Source organism: Pseudomonas sp. LBUM1641, assembly GCF_059716235.1.
Genome location: NZ_CP166815.1, coordinates 4,330,918 through 4,347,670 on the forward strand (window position 1 = coordinate 4,330,918; position 16,753 = coordinate 4,347,670).

14 protein-coding genes and 1 pseudogene are annotated in these 16,753 nt (G+C 55.8%); 7 read left to right on the top strand and 8 right to left on the bottom strand.

Going from position 1 to position 16,753, the window contains the following annotated elements:
• Window positions 1–122: 122 nt before the first annotated feature.
• Window positions 123–1,961: a P-loop NTPase fold protein gene (locus ACA046_RS19960; RefSeq protein WP_497674805.1), complete on the top strand. Its 1,839-nt coding sequence runs from the start codon at window positions 123–125 to the stop codon at window positions 1,959–1,961.
• Between the two features lie 253 nt (window positions 1,962–2,214).
• Here ACA046_RS19960 and yiaY read toward each other — a convergent pair whose 3' ends face one another.
• The gene (gene yiaY, locus ACA046_RS19965; RefSeq protein ID WP_076016933.1) at window positions 2,215–3,363 is read right to left on the bottom strand and encodes an L-threonine dehydrogenase; all 1,149 of its coding nucleotides are present in this window, start codon (window positions 3,361–3,363) and stop codon (window positions 2,215–2,217) included.
• Between the two features lie 304 nt (window positions 3,364–3,667).
• Between yiaY and ACA046_RS19970 the strand changes: the two genes are divergently transcribed.
• Together ACA046_RS19970 and ACA046_RS19975 are read left to right on the top strand one after the other, a co-directional pair.
• The gene (locus ACA046_RS19970; RefSeq protein WP_497674806.1) at window positions 3,668–4,102 is read left to right on the top strand and encodes a YeeE/YedE family protein; all 435 of its coding nucleotides are present in this window, start codon (window positions 3,668–3,670) and stop codon (window positions 4,100–4,102) included.
• Between the two features lie 5 nt (window positions 4,103–4,107).
• Window positions 4,108–4,527 carry a DUF6691 family protein gene (locus ACA046_RS19975; protein ID WP_497674807.1) on the top strand — a complete coding sequence of 140 codons (420 nt, stop codon included), beginning with the start codon at window positions 4,108–4,110 and terminating at the stop codon, window positions 4,525–4,527.
• A gap of 57 nt (window positions 4,528–4,584) precedes the next feature.
• Here the strand turns inward: ACA046_RS19975 and ACA046_RS19980 are convergent, their stop codons facing one another.
• Window positions 4,585–5,322 carry an NUDIX hydrolase gene (locus ACA046_RS19980; protein WP_459021848.1) on the bottom strand — a complete coding sequence of 246 codons (738 nt, stop codon included), beginning with the start codon at window positions 5,320–5,322 and terminating at the stop codon, window positions 4,585–4,587.
• Window positions 5,323–5,608: 286 nt separating this feature from the next.
• Window positions 5,609–7,057, bottom strand: a complete 1,449-nt coding sequence (locus tag ACA046_RS19985; RefSeq protein ID WP_459021850.1) for a tetratricopeptide repeat protein — start codon at window positions 7,055–7,057, stop codon at window positions 5,609–5,611.
• Window positions 7,058–7,288: 231 nt separating this feature from the next.
• Here ACA046_RS19985 and ACA046_RS19990 point away from each other — a divergent pair, with 231 nt between their 5' ends.
• A complete protein-coding gene (locus ACA046_RS19990) occupies window positions 7,289–8,503 on the top strand; it encodes an aldose 1-epimerase family protein (RefSeq protein ID WP_497674808.1) in 1,215 nt (404 codons plus the stop codon).
• A gap of 9 nt (window positions 8,504–8,512) precedes the next feature.
• On the opposite strand, the pseudogene ACA046_RS19995 reads toward ACA046_RS19990, so the two are convergent.
• A pseudogene (locus ACA046_RS19995) lies at window positions 8,513–8,640 on the bottom strand (magnesium chelatase subunit ChlI family protein); the annotation flags it as partial.
• 199 nt (window positions 8,641–8,839) lie between these two features.
• Between ACA046_RS19995 and ACA046_RS20000 the strand changes: the two are divergent.
• The 3 genes from ACA046_RS20000 (at window position 8,840) to ACA046_RS20010 (ending at window position 11,588) form a co-directional block, all read left to right on the top strand.
• A complete protein-coding gene (locus ACA046_RS20000; RefSeq protein WP_497674809.1) occupies window positions 8,840–10,336 on the top strand; it encodes a methyl-accepting chemotaxis protein in 1,497 nt (498 codons plus the stop codon).
• A gap of 59 nt (window positions 10,337–10,395) precedes the next feature.
• Window positions 10,396–10,635: a cytoplasmic protein gene (locus ACA046_RS20005; RefSeq protein ID WP_076016928.1), complete on the top strand. Its 240-nt coding sequence runs from the start codon at window positions 10,396–10,398 to the stop codon at window positions 10,633–10,635.
• Between the two features lie 161 nt (window positions 10,636–10,796).
• On the top strand, window positions 10,797–11,588 hold the full coding sequence (locus ACA046_RS20010) for a nucleotidyltransferase domain-containing protein (protein WP_497674810.1): 792 nt from the start codon (window positions 10,797–10,799) through the stop codon (window positions 11,586–11,588).
• Here ACA046_RS20010 and ACA046_RS20015 read toward each other — a convergent pair.
• The 4 genes from ACA046_RS20015 to uvrA all read right to left on the bottom strand — a co-directional run bounded on the left by ACA046_RS20015 (window position 11,576) and on the right by uvrA (window position 16,750).
• Window positions 11,576–12,358, bottom strand: a complete 783-nt coding sequence (locus tag ACA046_RS20015; protein WP_497674811.1) for a hypothetical protein — start codon at window positions 12,356–12,358, stop codon at window positions 11,576–11,578. The two genes, ACA046_RS20010 and ACA046_RS20015, sit on opposite strands and share 13 nt — an antisense overlap.
• Before the next feature lie 136 nt (window positions 12,359–12,494).
• Window positions 12,495–12,794, bottom strand: coding sequence for a hypothetical protein (locus tag ACA046_RS20020; protein WP_497674812.1), 300 nt, complete (start codon window positions 12,792–12,794; stop codon window positions 12,495–12,497).
• 892 nt (window positions 12,795–13,686) lie between these two features.
• Window positions 13,687–14,112: a hypothetical protein gene (locus ACA046_RS20025; protein WP_497674813.1), complete on the bottom strand. Its 426-nt coding sequence runs from the start codon at window positions 14,110–14,112 to the stop codon at window positions 13,687–13,689.
• A 109-nt stretch (window positions 14,113–14,221) separates the two neighbouring features.
• Window positions 14,222–16,750, bottom strand: a complete 2,529-nt coding sequence (gene uvrA / locus ACA046_RS20030; RefSeq protein WP_497674814.1) for an excinuclease ABC subunit UvrA — start codon at window positions 16,748–16,750, stop codon at window positions 14,222–14,224.
• Window positions 16,751–16,753 lie beyond the last annotated feature (3 nt).

The window sequence follows — 16,753 nt, forward strand, 5'->3', positions numbered from 1 at the left end:
CCATCGTTTTGAGATGTCCTCTGCTCTCAAATCTCTCCCTCTCAAGATCCCTATTGAAACCAATCAACCAGAACAATTAAGCTACAAGTTCTCATCCTAGTTCCATAAAAAAGGATTAAATAATGTCGAAGCTCGAAGCTTCTCTCTTTCTTGACTACTATCTTGACGATCGCACCGAAGCTGAGTTCGCAGTAATGCTTGATGCTCCATGGGGAGCGGGAAAAACTCACTTCATAAAAGAGTATATGAAAGATCGAGCTAGTAGTTTGTCAAACTCTGACAAGCGAAATTATTTTTATGCCAGCCTATACGGAATCACATCTACTTCAGATATCACCGATCAATTCTTCGCTCAAGCTCACCCTATCCTCAATTCCAAAGCATCACGTATCTTCGGCGCTATAGCCTCTAAAGCCCTGAATGGCTTTACAGGAACGGATGTCAACTCCGCCGCTGAAAACAACACTATTATCCAGAATATGATTATGACCCTTGAAGGGAAGATACTAATTTTCGATGACCTAGAAAGAAGCTCCATGAATATTGCCGAGGTAATGGGATTCATCAATAGCTACGTAGAACATGAGAAACTTAAGGTAATTATATTAGCCAACGAGAATGACATACCGCAAGACCAGCTAGACATCTACAACCGACAAAAAGAAAAGCTTATTGGAAAAACCATACGAGTTCAGTCCGACCCCAATGAGGTTATTGAAAAATTTATAGATCGACTTAACCTTTCAGTAGTAAAACGCACAGCTTTAGATGAGCGAACAGCGCTACTGAGTACCTTTCTAGCTTCAGGCAAGACAAACTATCGAAATTTACGAGCAATTCTAGCTGAGTACGAGCGACTAGTTAACGCTGTAGACCCGCGGCTTCAAGGATCCGCCGGAGCTATGAAACAGCTACTTCTATATATGATTGCGACTGGGCACGAATATCGAAACGGGGATCTAGATGCTAAAACATTGGAAAAACTACCCACATCTCAATATTTCTCCTATGGGATAGCTAAAGGCGAAGACAAGCCTGCAGAGGTAAAAGCTTTCGAAAAGCTCAAAAGCAAGTATCCTGAGGTAAAATGGATTGATCCTATTGTCTCACCTACTCACTTAGCCAATTTGTATCGGTCCGGCTCCATTGATATCAAAGATATAAATAACGCACTATCCCAGCACCCTTCAATTATTGGTAATGCAGAAACTCCTCCATGGAGGCTCCTATGGAGCTGGACGGACCTATCAAAAGTTGAGTACCTTAAAGCCAGAGAAAAACTACTAATCCAGCTTTCAAACTTTGAAATAACCCATCCTGGATTAATCTTGCACATTGCAGCTTCTATCGAACAAATCAAAGACTTCGAAGATAAAATCCTTGGAAAGAAAACCGATTCCATCGTATTTTTCAAAAAATACCTAAGAGAACTTATCAAGAGAGATTCTTTTACACCGGACCGAAAAACGTTTGACTCATTCTCAACTGGCTATGCTGGCTTTGGATATTCCTCCAGCGAATCCGATAATTTTAAATCAATTTACGAACTAGTCAAATCAACAAATGAATTGCAACTCACAAAAAAAATGAAAGCTATATCAGCAGGCTTTATCAAAAGAATCACATCTAATCCCGACGAATACAGCTCGCTTTACGATTATGGATTCGAAGAAGGAAAATATGCAGACGTGCCATTCTTACATAATATAAACACATCTGATTTCGCGAAAATTCTAATTATCGACTCCTCACCCAACGATCTTTTATTTGCGAGCTTGGCGCGCCGCTATGAAAGTGAGCCCCACTATTCACAGCGCCTTAAAGACGAGTACGAATGGCTGAGTGAGCTTGAACAAAAACTCAAAAAAATAATTGACACCAATACCCCGCCACACAAAAAACTCTTAATCATGCGCATAACCTATTACTTCGGACTTATAAACAAAATTATCCAAAAATAAAATTACCACCTCACAAATTAAAAACACCAAGCACAATAAAAATCAAATCTTCATATGTTCGCGCTGACCTAGTTGATGGCCCTGTTCTCTCTGGGTCTTGCGTTCTGGCACGACACGCTACTTCAAGCGATTTTCGACATTCAGGGACAAACCACGATTAAAAAAGCAGCCTGCCCCCTATTAACCTCCAAACCAAAACACCCCGCACTTCAGCCAAAGGCGGGGCGTTCTCTCCAGCATCACTTCACATCAATCACATCGCCGTATGAAAAATCTGCTCAATCTCATCCTGATTGGCAGGACGCGGATTGGTAAAGCCGCAGGCATCTTTCATAGCATTGGTTGCCAGGGTCGGAATATCGTCAGCCTTCACACCCAGCTCAACGAGGCCGCTCGGAATCCCCACATCCGCAGACAGTTTACGGATGGCCGTGATAGCCGCCGCAGCACCCTTCTCCGCATCCAGCTGCTGAGTCTCAACCCCCATCGCATGAGCGATATCCTTAAACCGGGCCGGGCACACGCTGGCGTTGAAGCTCGACACGTGAGGCAGCAGGATCGCGTTGCACACGCCGTGAGGCAGGTCGTAGAACCCGCCCAGTTGGTGCGCCATGGCGTGTACATACCCCAGCGAAGCATTGTTGAAGGCCATGCCGGCAAGGAATTGTGCGTAGGCCATGTTTTCCCGGGCGGTCATGTTGTCACCCTGGGCAACGGCGGTGCGCAGGTTGGCCGAGATCAGTTCGATGGCCTTGAGTGCGCAAGCATCGGTGATCGGCGTGGCCGCGGTCGACACGTAGGCTTCGACGGCGTGGGTCAGTGCGTCCATGCCGGTGGCGGCGGTCAGGCCTTTGGGCATGGCGGCCATCAGCGAAGGGTCGTTGACGGATAACAGGGGTGTGACGTTGCGGTCGACGATGGCCATTTTCACGTGGCGGACTTCGTCGGTGATGATGCAGAAACGGGTCATTTCACTCGCCGTGCCGGCGGTGGTGTTGATGGCGATCAGTGGCATTTGTGGCTTGGCGGATTGGTCCACGCCTTCGTAGTCGCTGATGTGCCCGCCGTTGGCGGCGCACAGGGCAATGCCCTTGGCGCAGTCGTGGGGTGAACCGCCGCCCAGGGAAATAATGAAATCACAGTCGCTGCGGGCCAGCAGTTCAAGGCCCTTCTCCACGTTGCTGACGGTCGGATTCGGTTTGGCACCGTCAAACAGGGTGGAGTCGATGTCTTGCTGGGCCAACAGGCCGGCGACCTTGGCCGCCACGCCGGCTTTGGCCAGGCCGGCATCGGTGACGATCAAGGCTTTGCGGAATCCGTACTTGCGGATTGCGAGCATCGCCTCGTCGAGGCTGCCAATGCCCATCATGTTCACGGAGGGAATGAAGAAGGTGCTACTCATGATAAATCCTCTTTTTATTATGGAGACACGGGAGTCAGTGAGGTTTTCTACTCATCTCGCAGGTGATGCGGCGCGTCTTGTTGTCATCGTTGACGATCACAAAGCTGAGCCTAAACCTATGGCGTCAGACCGAAATGGTCCTTTAGCGGGCATTGACACCTCCTTTAGTACTGGGAGCAGGGCTTCACCATTCGATGGGGGGCGGCAGCAAAATCTGACTTGCGCAGACCCCGACCCGCCCGGATGGTTATGATGGTTCGCTGATCAACAGCCCTCACCCACTCTCCTGTGCAGGAACTGCAAAATGAGCATTGATTGGATCAACTTCACGCCTTGGGCTTCATTAGGCGGAGGCGCCTTGATCGGGCTGTCCGTCAGCGTGTTTGTTCTCGCGAATGGCCGAGTCGCAGGTATCAGCGGCTTGCTGGGTAGCGTGATGCGGTTTGGCAGTGAGGGCTGGGGCGAGAAAGCGTTGTTTCTGCTTGGCCTGGTGATTGCGCCATTGCTGTGGGGGCTGTTTAGCGTCTTGCCACAGATCGAGATCACGGCACAGTGGCCGGCCTTGGTGATGGCGGGGTTGCTCGTCGGCTTGGGAACCCGGTACGGCTCCGGCTGCACCAGTGGTCACGGCGTGTGTGGGATCTCTCGATTGTCACCCCGCTCCCTGGTGGCGACCGCGTGCTTTATGACCGCCGGCTTTGCAACGGTGTACCTCATCCGCCATGTGCTGAGGGTTTGAAGGTGATGACCAAGTCGACCGCATTTCTCGCCGGGCTGATCTTTGGCCTGGGCCTGCTCCTGGCCGGCATGGCCAACCCCGCCAAGGTGTTGGCGTTTCTCGATGTGGCCGGGGCCTGGGACCCGTCACTCGCCTTGGTGATGGTCGGGGCCATCGCCGTGGCGGTTATCCCTATGAGTTGGGCACGCAAGAACAGGCTGTCCTTACTCGCGGCCCCCATGCAGTTACCTGTTAACAGGGCGTTGGACGTGCGCTTGATAGGGGGCAGCGTGGTGTTCGGTGTCGGCTGGGGAATTGCGGGTATCTGCCCTGGGCCAGCGGTCGCCATTCTGTTTACCGGGCACTGGCAAATTCTCATCTTCGTAGTGGCGATGCTGGTGGGTATGTATGTGTTTTCCAGCCTGGAAGGCCGGCGCACGTCTTGATGGGGTTTGACCCCGACTTTTACTTGGGCGTATGCCTAGAGGCTGCTTTTCGCATGATCAGCAAGCCGCCGTGAAAATCTCTTGTTTTTTGTGAGGCCCGATGTTGGCGGAATACTCGGTGAAAACGAGCCCTTGGCTGAACGCTACATCGCTGACCAACTGCCGGTTGGACAGGCTGTTGGAGGGATCTGCAAGGTAGGCTTCCAGCGCTACCCATTTCGCTTCTTCGATCTCGGCGGTGTCCAGTATGTTGATACGCTGGGTAAGGGCTGTCATTCGGCAGATAAAGTGAATGTTCGATTTGCCAAATTGGTAGGGGTGTTTGGTGGTAAACGCCACAATGGAGTCACACTTCGACTCGATTCCTGTCTCCTCCAGCACTTCGCGCTCGATCGAATCCTGAATTCGCTCGGCTGGGTCTACATGGCCCCCCGGTAGCTTGAACCCAGTGGTACCTCGCTCCCTTATGACGAGCAGTTCTCCTGCGTCGTTAATGACGATGGCGCCCGCCCCTACGGTATGGGTCGGTATGAATGGGACGAATGCCTGCTCGAATGGGCGGCGCACCAAGGTCAGTTGATCGGTCAGACAACTATGGAAGGAGAACCCGGCGGCGGTGAAGACCGGAATGCCTTGAGCATTGCTGATCGGCAGTGTGACCCAGGCCAGAGCCAGACGCTCGCGCTCAATGAGGGCGACTAACGCCTCGACGGCACCACGCAACGCTTGCGGGTCGTCCGGTAGCGAAGCAGCGTCGACAATGACGCCGTTGAATCTGTCCCGTTTGAATTCCACGGTGCACCTTTGGATTGATCGATCTGCCGAGATTCTAGTGAGGTGGCCACTGCTTTGCGAATGATGGGTGCCAGATGGACACACCTGTCTCTGCGGTGAGATTGGGTCTGGTCGAAATGGGGGCCATCAGAACTGGGTTTTATGGGACAGAGGCCTTCATCCGCTTCAAACGGCAATTTTCGATTACAGACCTTTGTGAGAGGCAGCAGTCGGCCAAAAGTAGTCATTCGAAAAGTCTACAAATGCGGGGGCGATTCAAAATATACCCGGCCCCTTTGCGCTCTACTCAGTTGGGCAACCCGCTGCCCGGCGTCCAAGCACTCACGGTTTTATCGGCACTGTTCAACTGCTGCGAGGTAAGTGCCTGAGCCAAAATCTGCGCACGTAGCGCAGGCACCGAAGGGTCACCTACTTGTTCAGCCAGACGATAATAGGTGTAAGCCCAGGTCAAGCTTTGCGCAACTCCCAAGCCAAGCTCGTAGCTTCGGCCTAGCCCACAGAGTGCGTTGGCATCGCCCTGCTCGGCGGCTTTGCGGATCCACTTGATCGACTCGGGTAGGTTCTTGGTCACACCCACGCCTTCCTGATACATCAGCCCCAGAAAATACTGCGCAATTGCTAAGCGTTGGTCGGCAGCCTTGCGCAGCCAGGATGCCGCCATGGGATAGTTCTGCTGGGTGCCGGGCAATGAATAGAAAACGCCCAATTTGTATTGCGCCATCATGTGGCCCTGGTCCGCCGCTTTTTGGTTCCAGACCATTGCCAAGCGGTCGTCCTTGGGTACACCAAAGCCATTGCTGTAAGCCATGCTCAGGTTTAATTGCGCATCGGCGTTGCTAAGTTCTGCAGCCTTGCGAAACCAGGCCACAGCCTGAGGCATATCACGCTCTATGCCCTCGCCGGCGCCGTACATCTGGCCCAGATTGTTCTGGGCGATGGTGTTGCCTGCGTCGGCCGCCTCGCGGTACAGCGTCAGCGCCTTGTCTGTGTCTCGTGGGACCGCGATACCCATCCGGTAGAACGAGCCGAGGTCGTTCACGGCAATTGGCAAGTGCTGGGCGGCGGCTCTGGTGTACCAGAAAATGGTTTGGCTCAGGTCCTGGGCCACGCCCTGACCGAGTTTGTAACTCAGACCCAAGCTGTATTGCCCCTGCGCTTCACCGGCTTCGGCGGCTTTGCGATACCAGCTCACAGCTTGTACAGCATCTTGTTTGACGCCCTGCCCCTTGTCATACGCATAACCGAGGTTAACCTGGGCCTCTGCCAAGCCTTGCTCCGCGGCCTTGCGAAACCACACGGCGGCCTTTGCCTTGTCGGCGTTCACGCCAACACCGAGGTTGTAGCAAAGACCGAGGTTGTATTGAGACAGCGCAAGGCCTTGCTCTGCAGCCTTGCTAAACCATTGCGCGGCTTGAGCGTGGTCCTTGGGTACACCAAGAGCGTCGTAGTAAGCCACTCCGAGGTTGTGTTGGGCAGGGGCGTAACCCTGGCGGGCGGCGCTTTTCAGCCAGGTGATGGATTCGGCCAAGGTCACGAGGTTCTGACCCTTGATGACAGACAAGTCGAACTGCGCTGGCGCCGAGCCGTTATTCGCAGCCGTGGTGAGCGCCGATAAATCGCTCGTGGTTTGCCGGTGAATCATCGCGCCTGCGGGGCTATAACTTGCAAAACTGTAACTGGTGAACCCCAGAAACACAGTGGCAATACAGACCCGAAACATCCTTTTCGCCTGCATGATTGAATCCTTCGTCAATAAGCTGGGTTCGGTTTGGCCAGAACTCAGCCTGCCAAAAGCCGATCATAGCCAAGCAGGCGTCAGCCGCAATTATGCAAATAGGATTAGCTCCTTATTTTTTCCCGGATTTAAAGCGTGGCTATCAGCGACATTACCGTGTCGATCTTTTAGCTTGCTGAAACGTTTCATCACGTTTATAAAAATGGCACAACTCCAAGAAAGGCTGCTGCCATGACCCCGCTCAAACTTTTTGTTGCCATCAGCGCACTGTCCACTGCCTCCCACGCCATGGCCTGGGATTACGTTCTGCTCGACACTGACAAAGCCGCCCAGAGCTGGCAGATCACCAGTCAGCAACTCGGAATAAAAACCGACAAACCCTTCAGTGTTACCTTACGCACCTTGCACGGCGGTCGGCAGGAGGGCGTCAGCATCGTCGACATTGATAACGGCACGATGAAACTCTCGGTAGTGCCGACCCGCGGAATGAACGTCTTGCAGGCCTCGGTTGGCAATGTACGCATGGGCTGGGATTCGCCGGTCAAGGAAGTGGTCAATCCGTCTTTCATCGAACTCAATGGCCGCGGTGGTCTGGGCTGGTTGGAAGGTTTCAATGAGCTGGTCACCCGCTGCGGGTACGAATGGGTCGGCCACCCCGGCGTCGACAACGGCGAGCTGCTGACCCTGCATGGTCGGGCCGCCAACATTCCTGCGAATAAAGTCACGCTGCATATCGATGAAAAACCACCGTACGCCATCACCCTGCGCGGCGAGCTGAAAGAGCAGGCGTTCAAGAAGGTCGACTTCTCGGTCGCGACCGAACTGGTCACCGAACCCGGCAGCGTGGTGTTCGCCCTTAACGACACCCTGACCAACAACGGCGACTATCCGAAGGAATACCAGGCGCTTTATCACAGCAACTTCAGCACTCCGTTCCTGGAGCAGGGCGCTCGTTTCGCCGCGCCGGTGAAACAGGTGTCGCCGTTCAACGACAAGGCCAAGGACGATCTTCCCGACTGGCAAACCTACCGCGCACCGACCAAGGACTACGACGAAACGGTGTACAACGTGGTGCCGTATGCCGATGCCAAGGGCGATACGTTGACCGTGTTGCATAACAAGGCCGGCAGCCTGGGCGTTTCGGTCGGCTTCAATACCCAGACACTGCCCGTGTTTTCCCTGTGGAAAAACACCGACACCCAAGGCCAGGGCTATGTCACGGGGCTGGAGCCGGGGACAAGTTTTTCCTACAACCGCCGTTATCAGCGGCCACTGAATCTGGTACCGACAATTGGGCCCAAGGAACACAAACAGTTCCGCATCAGCTATAGCTTGTTGGCGGATAAGGCGGCGGTGGATAGAGCCTTGAAGCAGGTTAGCGAGATTCAGGATGGGCGGGAGACTGAGGTGCGGCAGACGCCGTTGGTTGATCTTACCAAGGGGTGACACGGGCGGGAGCATTGTCGGCCGATATGGCAGCCCCTCGGCCATGTGTTCGCGTCTGATCCCGTCGGCTTGTTCAAGGTCCACCAGCGAGCGTGCGACCTTGAGCGGCGATGGGCTGCTCGCAACGATTCGGTCACTGTCCGCGGTTGGCCGATTGCAGCCCCTCGTGACAAACCTCTATTCGCCGTTTCCAACCTAAAGCCCCACCCAACAACGCCGATAACCTCCTACCACCCATCAATCCCCGCTCCCCCACACCTGATTCGCTCCCCGCATGCCCGTATGGCACGTCGCATGCTTGCCTGACCCTGGCCAGTCCACATGGAGTACGAGTGAATGCCTGCGCAAGCCCGTTTTATCGAGCACTACCGTAAAGCCGACCGCATCATGCTCGCCCTGATCTGGCTGATGACGCTGTTCTCCCTGGGCCTGTCGTTCTGGCACGACACGCTGCTGCAAGCACTCATCATAGGAGGCGGCACCAGTGTGGTGCTGACCCTGGCCTATCGCGTCATCGGCGGCACCCGTCTGATGCGCTGTGCGCTGGGCGTTGGCCTGATGGTGATGGCGGCGTTGCACATCAACCAGGCCGAGGGTGTCATCGAATCGCACTTCGGTATCTTCGCGCTGCTGGCGGTGCTGACGTTCTACCGCGACTGGCTGCCTATCCTGGTGGCCGCGGCTACCATCGCGGTGCATCACGTGGTGTTTCATGCCTTGCAACACCAGGGCTTCCCTGTGTTTGTGATGGAGCATCACGGCGGCTGGAGCATGATTTTCGTCCACGCGTTCTACGTGGTGATGGAGACGGTCGCCCTGCTCTATCTCGCGGTACACAGTCAGAAAGAAGCGGTGGAAAGCCAGGAAATGCTCGAAAAGATGCTCGCCGTCACCACCCAGTTCAGCGGTGAGGCCGTCAAGGGCAGCGCGGAAAAAGTTCATGTCTCACTCGCGACGCGTTTCGACCACTTTCTGACCCAGATCACCGGCCTGATCGACGGCGTCGCTCGCGACTCCCACGGCCTCGGCCAACTTGGCCAGGAACTGGCCCACGCCAGCGGCACTCTGGAAAAAGGCGCGCGCCACCAGTTGGCAGAAATTGCCCAGATGACCGACTCCATGCAACGCATGGAAGACGCCATGGGGCATATCGCGGTGCACGTGGAGCAAGCCGTCGAACACGCGGGGCAAGCCAGCCAGCAAGTCATCCGTGGCCAGGAAAGCGTCGGCCGCGCCCAGCAGGAAATCACCCAGCTCGCCACCCGCCTCCACGACACTAACGAAACGGTCCAGGGGCTGGCCGTGCAAGCCGAACAGATCGGCTCGGTGCTGGAAGTCATCAGCAGCATCGCCAACCAGACCAATCTGCTGGCCCTCAACGCCGCCATCGAAGCCGCCCGCGCGGGTGAGCAAGGGCGCGGGTTTGCCGTGGTTGCCGATGAGGTACGCAGCCTGGCGCAGCGCACGGCGGTGTCTACCCAGGAGATCAAGACGATTATCGAAGGCTTGCAACACGGCAGCCGGCAAGCGGTTGAAGCCATGCACGACAGCCGCCAGGGGGTGGAACGCTGCGTGGAAGACAGCCAGCTGGCGGTGGAGATGCTGCGGGCGGTGGGCAATGATATTTCGCAGATTGATCAGTTGAATGGGCGGATTGTGTCGACCACCCGCGAGCAGTCCACGGCGAATGTGGAGATTGTGGGGCGGCTGCAGTCGGTGCAGAGCATTGCGCAGAATACGGCGCAGGATGTTGAGACGCTGGCCAGGAGCAGTGAACGGCTGCCGCCAATTGCGGTGCGGCTGGATGCGCTGGGGCGCCGGTTTCATCAGTGAGCGGGCGCTCGATTGACCCCGATTTTTTCTAGTAAAATTTGGAGTTTAAGGACTAACCCATGGATGTGATTTCAGCGCACCTATTTTCTACAAATCACCGCACTCAAATTGAAGCAAGCGATCGCTGTGGCTGTTTTTACTGCTTAGGTGTGTTTTCGCCTTCAGAAATCACTGAATGGGTTGACCTAGATGGCACCGCTTTGTGTCCGAAGTGCGGGATCGACTCGGTTATCGGTTCAGCATCCAGCTTGCCGATCACCCCTGAATTTCTCTCGAAAATGCACGAATATTGGTTCTAAAAGATTCCGTCACTCGATGGCATCCCTTCTGTTTGAGATCTACAGAGGAGCTTTATCTCAGTGCCGCACGTTTCGGCTACGTATTTACACACTCTGGGCCGGAAGCATTCACTATTGGCTCTGTTAAAGTCTCTCTCTGAACACAACTCACGGACGGCTTCATGGAACGACTCCATCCTCGTGGCATTGATGCGGACGGTTATATCCTCACCGTCTCCAACGTCGAGATGCAGCCACAGTTTCAGGCTTTGCTGACGGACGTTTGCATGACGCTCACGCGGTCGGAACCTCTGCTGGACGGGATTTATCTTTATGGTAGCGTCGCTAGAGGCGACGCTGTGCCGGGGGTTTCTGACCTGGACCTAACCCTCGTTCTGCACAGCCCTCCTACGTCGCAGGATCTGGAAATGCTGGAGTCGAAAAGGCGCATGCTGGAAAGTCGGCATGCCGAAGTCACCAAGATCGATTTCGATATCGGTAGTCGTGCTGAAGTATTGGCACCTGACAATCGATTGAGCTGGGGGTATTGGCTCAAGCATCACTGTCGTTGCTTATGGGGCAATGATCTGACCAAACGCTTTGACCGGTTCAAGCCGTCGCGCGCTATCGCCATTGCCGTGAATGGTGACTTTGAATCCGTACTGACCCGGTATGCCGATCTTATCGATCAGGCGACCACACCGACGCAATCGCTGCGCTTGCAGCGAGAAGCTTCGCGCAAACTCATCCGGTCAACTCAAGTGCTTCGCTCTGAACAGGACCTGATGTGGCCGCAAACACTGGAAGAGCTTGTCGAGCAGTTTGTTCAGCATTACCCAAGTATGAGAATGCAGATCTCTTTTTTCTTGTCCCAGGCAAGGAACCCGGATGCCAAGCCAAAAAAGTTTACGACTCAGCTCCACCATTTTTTGACCTGGATGGCGACAGAAATGCACGGAGCTCATTCCACGTAACGAAGCCACAAATGCGTCCGACCGGAGATCGCCTGTGCGACTGCGCAAACCCGTGCTTGTAGGTCTTCATCGCTAGTGTTGTAGAGCGCACAGAAGTCTCTGGCCACGACGTTAGTCAGGGACGCATCAGGCGGCTCAGCACGAATGAAGCCGATGTAAGAAGCACCTACGCCCATCAATTCATAGCCATGTGCTTCTGAAAAGTGACGCGCAACCGCAAAGTTTTTTGCAGGATCCAGGTCGCAAGTGAAATAGCCATTCGGAAAAGCCGCGAGTGCCTGGCAAGACTGCTGAACGGGCACCAGGACAGCTGAAAGGGGCTGATCTAGAAGAGAGACAGGGTTGTTCTGATAACCGATCCACTCCTGCAGGGCCTGCTCATCCAGCGTCAAACCATGAGCGCAAGCGTCTTCGAAAGAGGTGGCTGCAACCAGGTTCATGAAATTGCGAAGACAGATTGCGAACTCCGCTTTCGTGGTCGGATAGCCTATGTATTCGCCATTCTCGAAGCACTCTGGAGGTAAGCCCGCTATGTCCTGCTCCGATGCATCGTCCATCCCTAAATTGTTGCGCACATGTCCCGAGGTGTAGCGGGCTTGGTGCAGATCATCGAGCGAGAACAGAGGTTTGAATCCAGGGTGCGACTCAGCAATCTTACGACGAGCTTCGGCTAGATCGTCAAAGCGGGTAATACCACTCACGCCGTACTCATCGCATGTACCTACAGACGGGTTATCACGCATGCCATTACCGCGAAATTCGATATCCATAACCTGTTGGCTGCTCCGTGGTGTTACTGAATTGAGTGAATCATCCTAAGCGTTCCAGGATCATCATCGAAAGATACGCTTCCAAGCGACAACAGGCCTTGGATCAACTCCCCATGAATGGCCGATGGTCCTTTTCTTATTGATGAGTATCAGCCTCCTCTGCGGGATAAAACTCGCCCTCCTTCCCCATTTTTTTCAGCCGTTCGCGCACAATTACCTCAACGCTGACCACGGCGGCTTGATCGTCAGGGTTGACCAACTGCAAGCACAGGCGTTGGACATTCTGATCGTGGGTGCCCTCGCTCATCATCTCGTGGGTGAAGACCTGTTCGCCACGCCATAGGCATAGCTGGGTATGCGTCCCGCCGAGCCATATTTCGTTGATTGATCTAAGGTCGGTAGTCTCTAGTTGATCGACGGTGATTGTCTTATCCATTGCGCTGTACCTTACCCATGAGTAGATACAGGTAGACTTACCGGCATAGCGGGTCGTTCCACGCGTTGGCAGTTCAACCGGGCTAATGGTGGTTAAGCACGTCCCGGTTAGAACCAGGACAATTGACGATTGAAGGCGGACGGTACGAGCCGATAAGGGCAATCACATGACTGATCCTGCTGTTTCACATGCAAATGGCCGCGCCTGGATCAATCTTGATCTCCCCTCCTCGGGCCGATACTGCCAGCTCAACAGATGGCGTGCAGACTATGGAACGACCGGCTGCTATCGACCCAAAGCGGACGTTGTCACTTCACCCAGCGTCTAGTAAAGGGTCATCTCCAGTTCCAGGCACTGAAACGAATTTATGACTACTGACTATGGTCAACGTGTTTGTAATCGATGCGGCGAATCAATTACTGCTTACTATCCATCAATTGAAACGCTAGCGATCATCGGGGTTTTCCACGAGAAGGGTGATCAGGCAGTAGTAGATGAGATAGTCCGCCGAGAAAATATTGATCCGAATGTTGTCTGGGAATATTTCCGCCATCGGATGAGGCCTCTGTGCGAGCAAAAAATTGCCCGCTGCTCATTCTGCGGAGGGCAGTTGAGGTCTTGGCGTGCGCGTCAATGCATGCACTGTTTTAGGGAGTGGCACTGACACACAGTATTATCGAGCTGAATTTTCAGATTCTGAACTGCATTCTTACGACTGCTGACTGACCGCTATTGGCCGATTGCAGCCAGTCACCAATGGTAGCCATCGGACAAAAGCTGCCCTCACAAAATACCGCTCTCAGCCAAAAGCAGCGGACAACGCCAAACTATCCGGCGTTACTGCACCTTGCATAGCCCTTTTCCATAGGACGGGGCTTTGAGCGTGAACAGGCTACTTGAAATAGCCTGTGCGGCGTATCCGCAGGCTGTAGACCCAAACGGCAATCAGCAAGGCTGCTTGTAGGGCGGCCGGCAGTACGAACCAGGCAACCTGCACATAGTGGCTGGCCGATACCAGGAAAACTTCCGGAAGCATGAGCGGGATTAGCATCAGCCCGAAAAGTAACGAGCCCAATAGAAACCACGAAGATTTTGCACTGCGCAACCATAGCAACAAGCTGCCCACGGCCAACAGAATGCAGGTCAATACAGCGGGGAGCAGCATGATGATCGAAATATCACCCGTCCTGGCCATACCCCAGCCGTCACTGACCACCCAGTAGGCAATTTTTATGGTGAGAATCAAGCAATAGGCCACCGAGAAGATGACCATCGCCGGGCGTGAGGGGTTTCGTACCTGAGGTGTACTTGTGTCCATAAGTTCCAGATCCAGCGACAGGCCGGATCATCCAGCCAACCGCTGCAGTCTACCGAACGCTCGGGCAATCACGAAGCTGCCGGCGAACATGGCGCACGTCGAGCAAAACTCAGCCCAACTCGCGCCCCAAAAACGGCGCAGTCCGGCTGCTCTTGCTCTTCGCCACCTTCTGCGGCGTGCCACTCACCACCACCTTCCCGCCTCTATCCCCTGCCCCCGGCCCGATATCAATCACCCAATCACTCTGCGCCACCACACGCATTTCATGCTCCACCACGATCACCGTATGCCCCGCCTCCACCAGATGATTCAACTGGCTCAACAACCGGTCCACATCCCGCGGATGCAACCCGGTCGTCGGCTCATCCAGCACATACAGCGTCGCGCCCCGAGCATTACGCTGCAGCTCGGTCGCCAGCTTGATCCGCTGCGCCTCCCCGCCTGACAACTCGGTCGCCGGCTGGCCAAGGCGCAAATACCCCAAGCCAATATCCCGCAGCACTTGCAGCGAGCGCAGCACACCCGGCTCTTCGGCAAAAACTTCTACCGCTTGTTCAACCGTCAGCCTCAGCACCTGGGCGATGGTCAGCCCTTCCCACTTGATCGCTAACGTTTCCGGGTTGTACCGCGCGCCATGGCACGTCGGGCATGGCGCGTATACGCTGGGCATGAACAGCAATTCAACGCTGACAAAACCCTCGCCTTCGCAATTCGGGCAGCGGCCTTTGGCGACGTTGAAAGAGAATTGCCCGGCATCGAAATTGCGCTTTTTCGCCGCCGGTGTAGCGGCGAACAGTTTGCGCACGTTGTCGAACAGCCCGGTGTAGGTCGCGAGGTTGGAGCGCGGTGTGCGGCCGATGGGTTTTTGGTCCACCTGGACCAGGCGGCGGATGTGTTCCAGCCCGCCGCTGATGCGGCCTCCACTGGTTTGTGGGGCGTCGTCTTCGAGGCTGGGTTCGTCTTCGGCTTCCACCACGCGGCCCAGGCCTGCGCCTACCAGTTCCAATAGCGCCTGGCTGACGAGGCTGGATTTGCCCGAGCCAGAAATGCCGGTCACGGCGGTGAAGCAGCCCAGGGGGAAGTACACGCTGAGGTCGTTGAGGTTGTTGCGTGTGACGCCTTCCAGGCTCAGCCAGCCGGTGGGTTGGCGCGGTGGTTGGCTGACCGGGCGCTTTTCGGCGAACAGGTATTCGCGGGTTTGCGAGGCTTCGATCTGTGCAAGGCCGGCGGGTGGGCCGCTGTAGAGGACTTGGCCGCCGTGTTCGCCGGCAGCCGGGCCGACGTCGATCAGCCAGTCGGCGCGACGCATGGTTTCAAGGTCGTGTTCCACCACGAACAGTGAGTTGCCGGCGGCCTTCAGGCGGTCGAGGGCGGCGAACAGGGCTTCGCCATCGGCAGGGTGCAGGCCGGCGGACGGTTCGTCGAGCACGTAGATCACGCCGAACAGTTGCGAGCCCAGTTGGGTGGCCAGCCGCAGGCGTTGCAGTTCACCGGATGACAGGGTCGGTGTGCTGCGCTCCAGGGCCAGGTAGCCGAGGCCGAGGTCGGTCAAGGTGCTGACGCGTTCCAGCAGGTCCTGGGCGATGCGTTGGGCTGCCAGGCGTTTTTCTACAGAGAGTTTTTTATCGCCCTGCCCTTCAGCCACCGGGCGCAGGAGTTCGGCGAGTTGCAGCAGGGACATTTGCGACAGTTCGCCAATGTCCACGCCGGCAAATTTCACCGACAGCGCGGCCTTGTTCAGGCGCTTGCCTTCGCACAGCGGGCATGGGCTGCCTTGCATGAATTGCGACACGCGCTTTTTCATCAGGGCGCTTTGGGAGTGGGTGAAGGTGTGCAGGATGTAGCGCCGGGCGCCGGTGAAGGTGCCTTGGTAGCTGGGTTCGAGTTTGCGTTTGAGGGCTTCGCGGGTTTGGGCAGGCGTGAAGCCGGCGTACACCGGGACGGTGGGGGTTTCTTCGGTGAAGAGGATCCAGTCGCGCTGCTTTTTCGGCAGGTCGCGCCATGGGATGTCGACGTCGTAGCCCAAGGTGACAAGGATGTCGCGCTGGTTCTGGCCTTGCCACGCCAGCGGCCAGGACGCCACGGCGCGTTGGCGGATGGTAAGGGAAGGATCGGGCACCATCAGCGCTTCGGTTACTTCGTACACGCGGCCCAGGCCATGGCATTGCGGGCAGGCGCCTTGGGGCAGGTTGGGGGAAAAGTCTTCGGCGTACAGCATCGGTTGCCCCGCCGGGTAGCTGCCGGCGCGGGAGTAGAGCATGCGGATCAGGCTGGACAAGGTGGTGACGCTGCCCACCGAGGAGCGCGTGCTGGGTGTGCCGCGCTGTTGTTGCAGGGCCACCGCGGGTGGCAGGCCTTCGATGGAATCGACGTCGGGCACGCCGACCTGGTCGATCAGGCGGCGCGCATAGGGCGCCACGGATTCGAAGTAGCGGCGCTGGGCTTCGGCGTAGACGGTGGAGAATGCCAGCGAGGATTTGCCAGAGCCTGACACGCCGGTGAACACCACCAGGGCGTCACGGGGAATGTCCACGTCGACGTTGCGCAGGTTGTGTTCCCGGGCACCCCGCACCCGCACGAAGCCTGGGCGTTGGGTGGTGAGTGAGGTGTCTGGGGGCAGATTGCGCTGGGAAGTCATGGG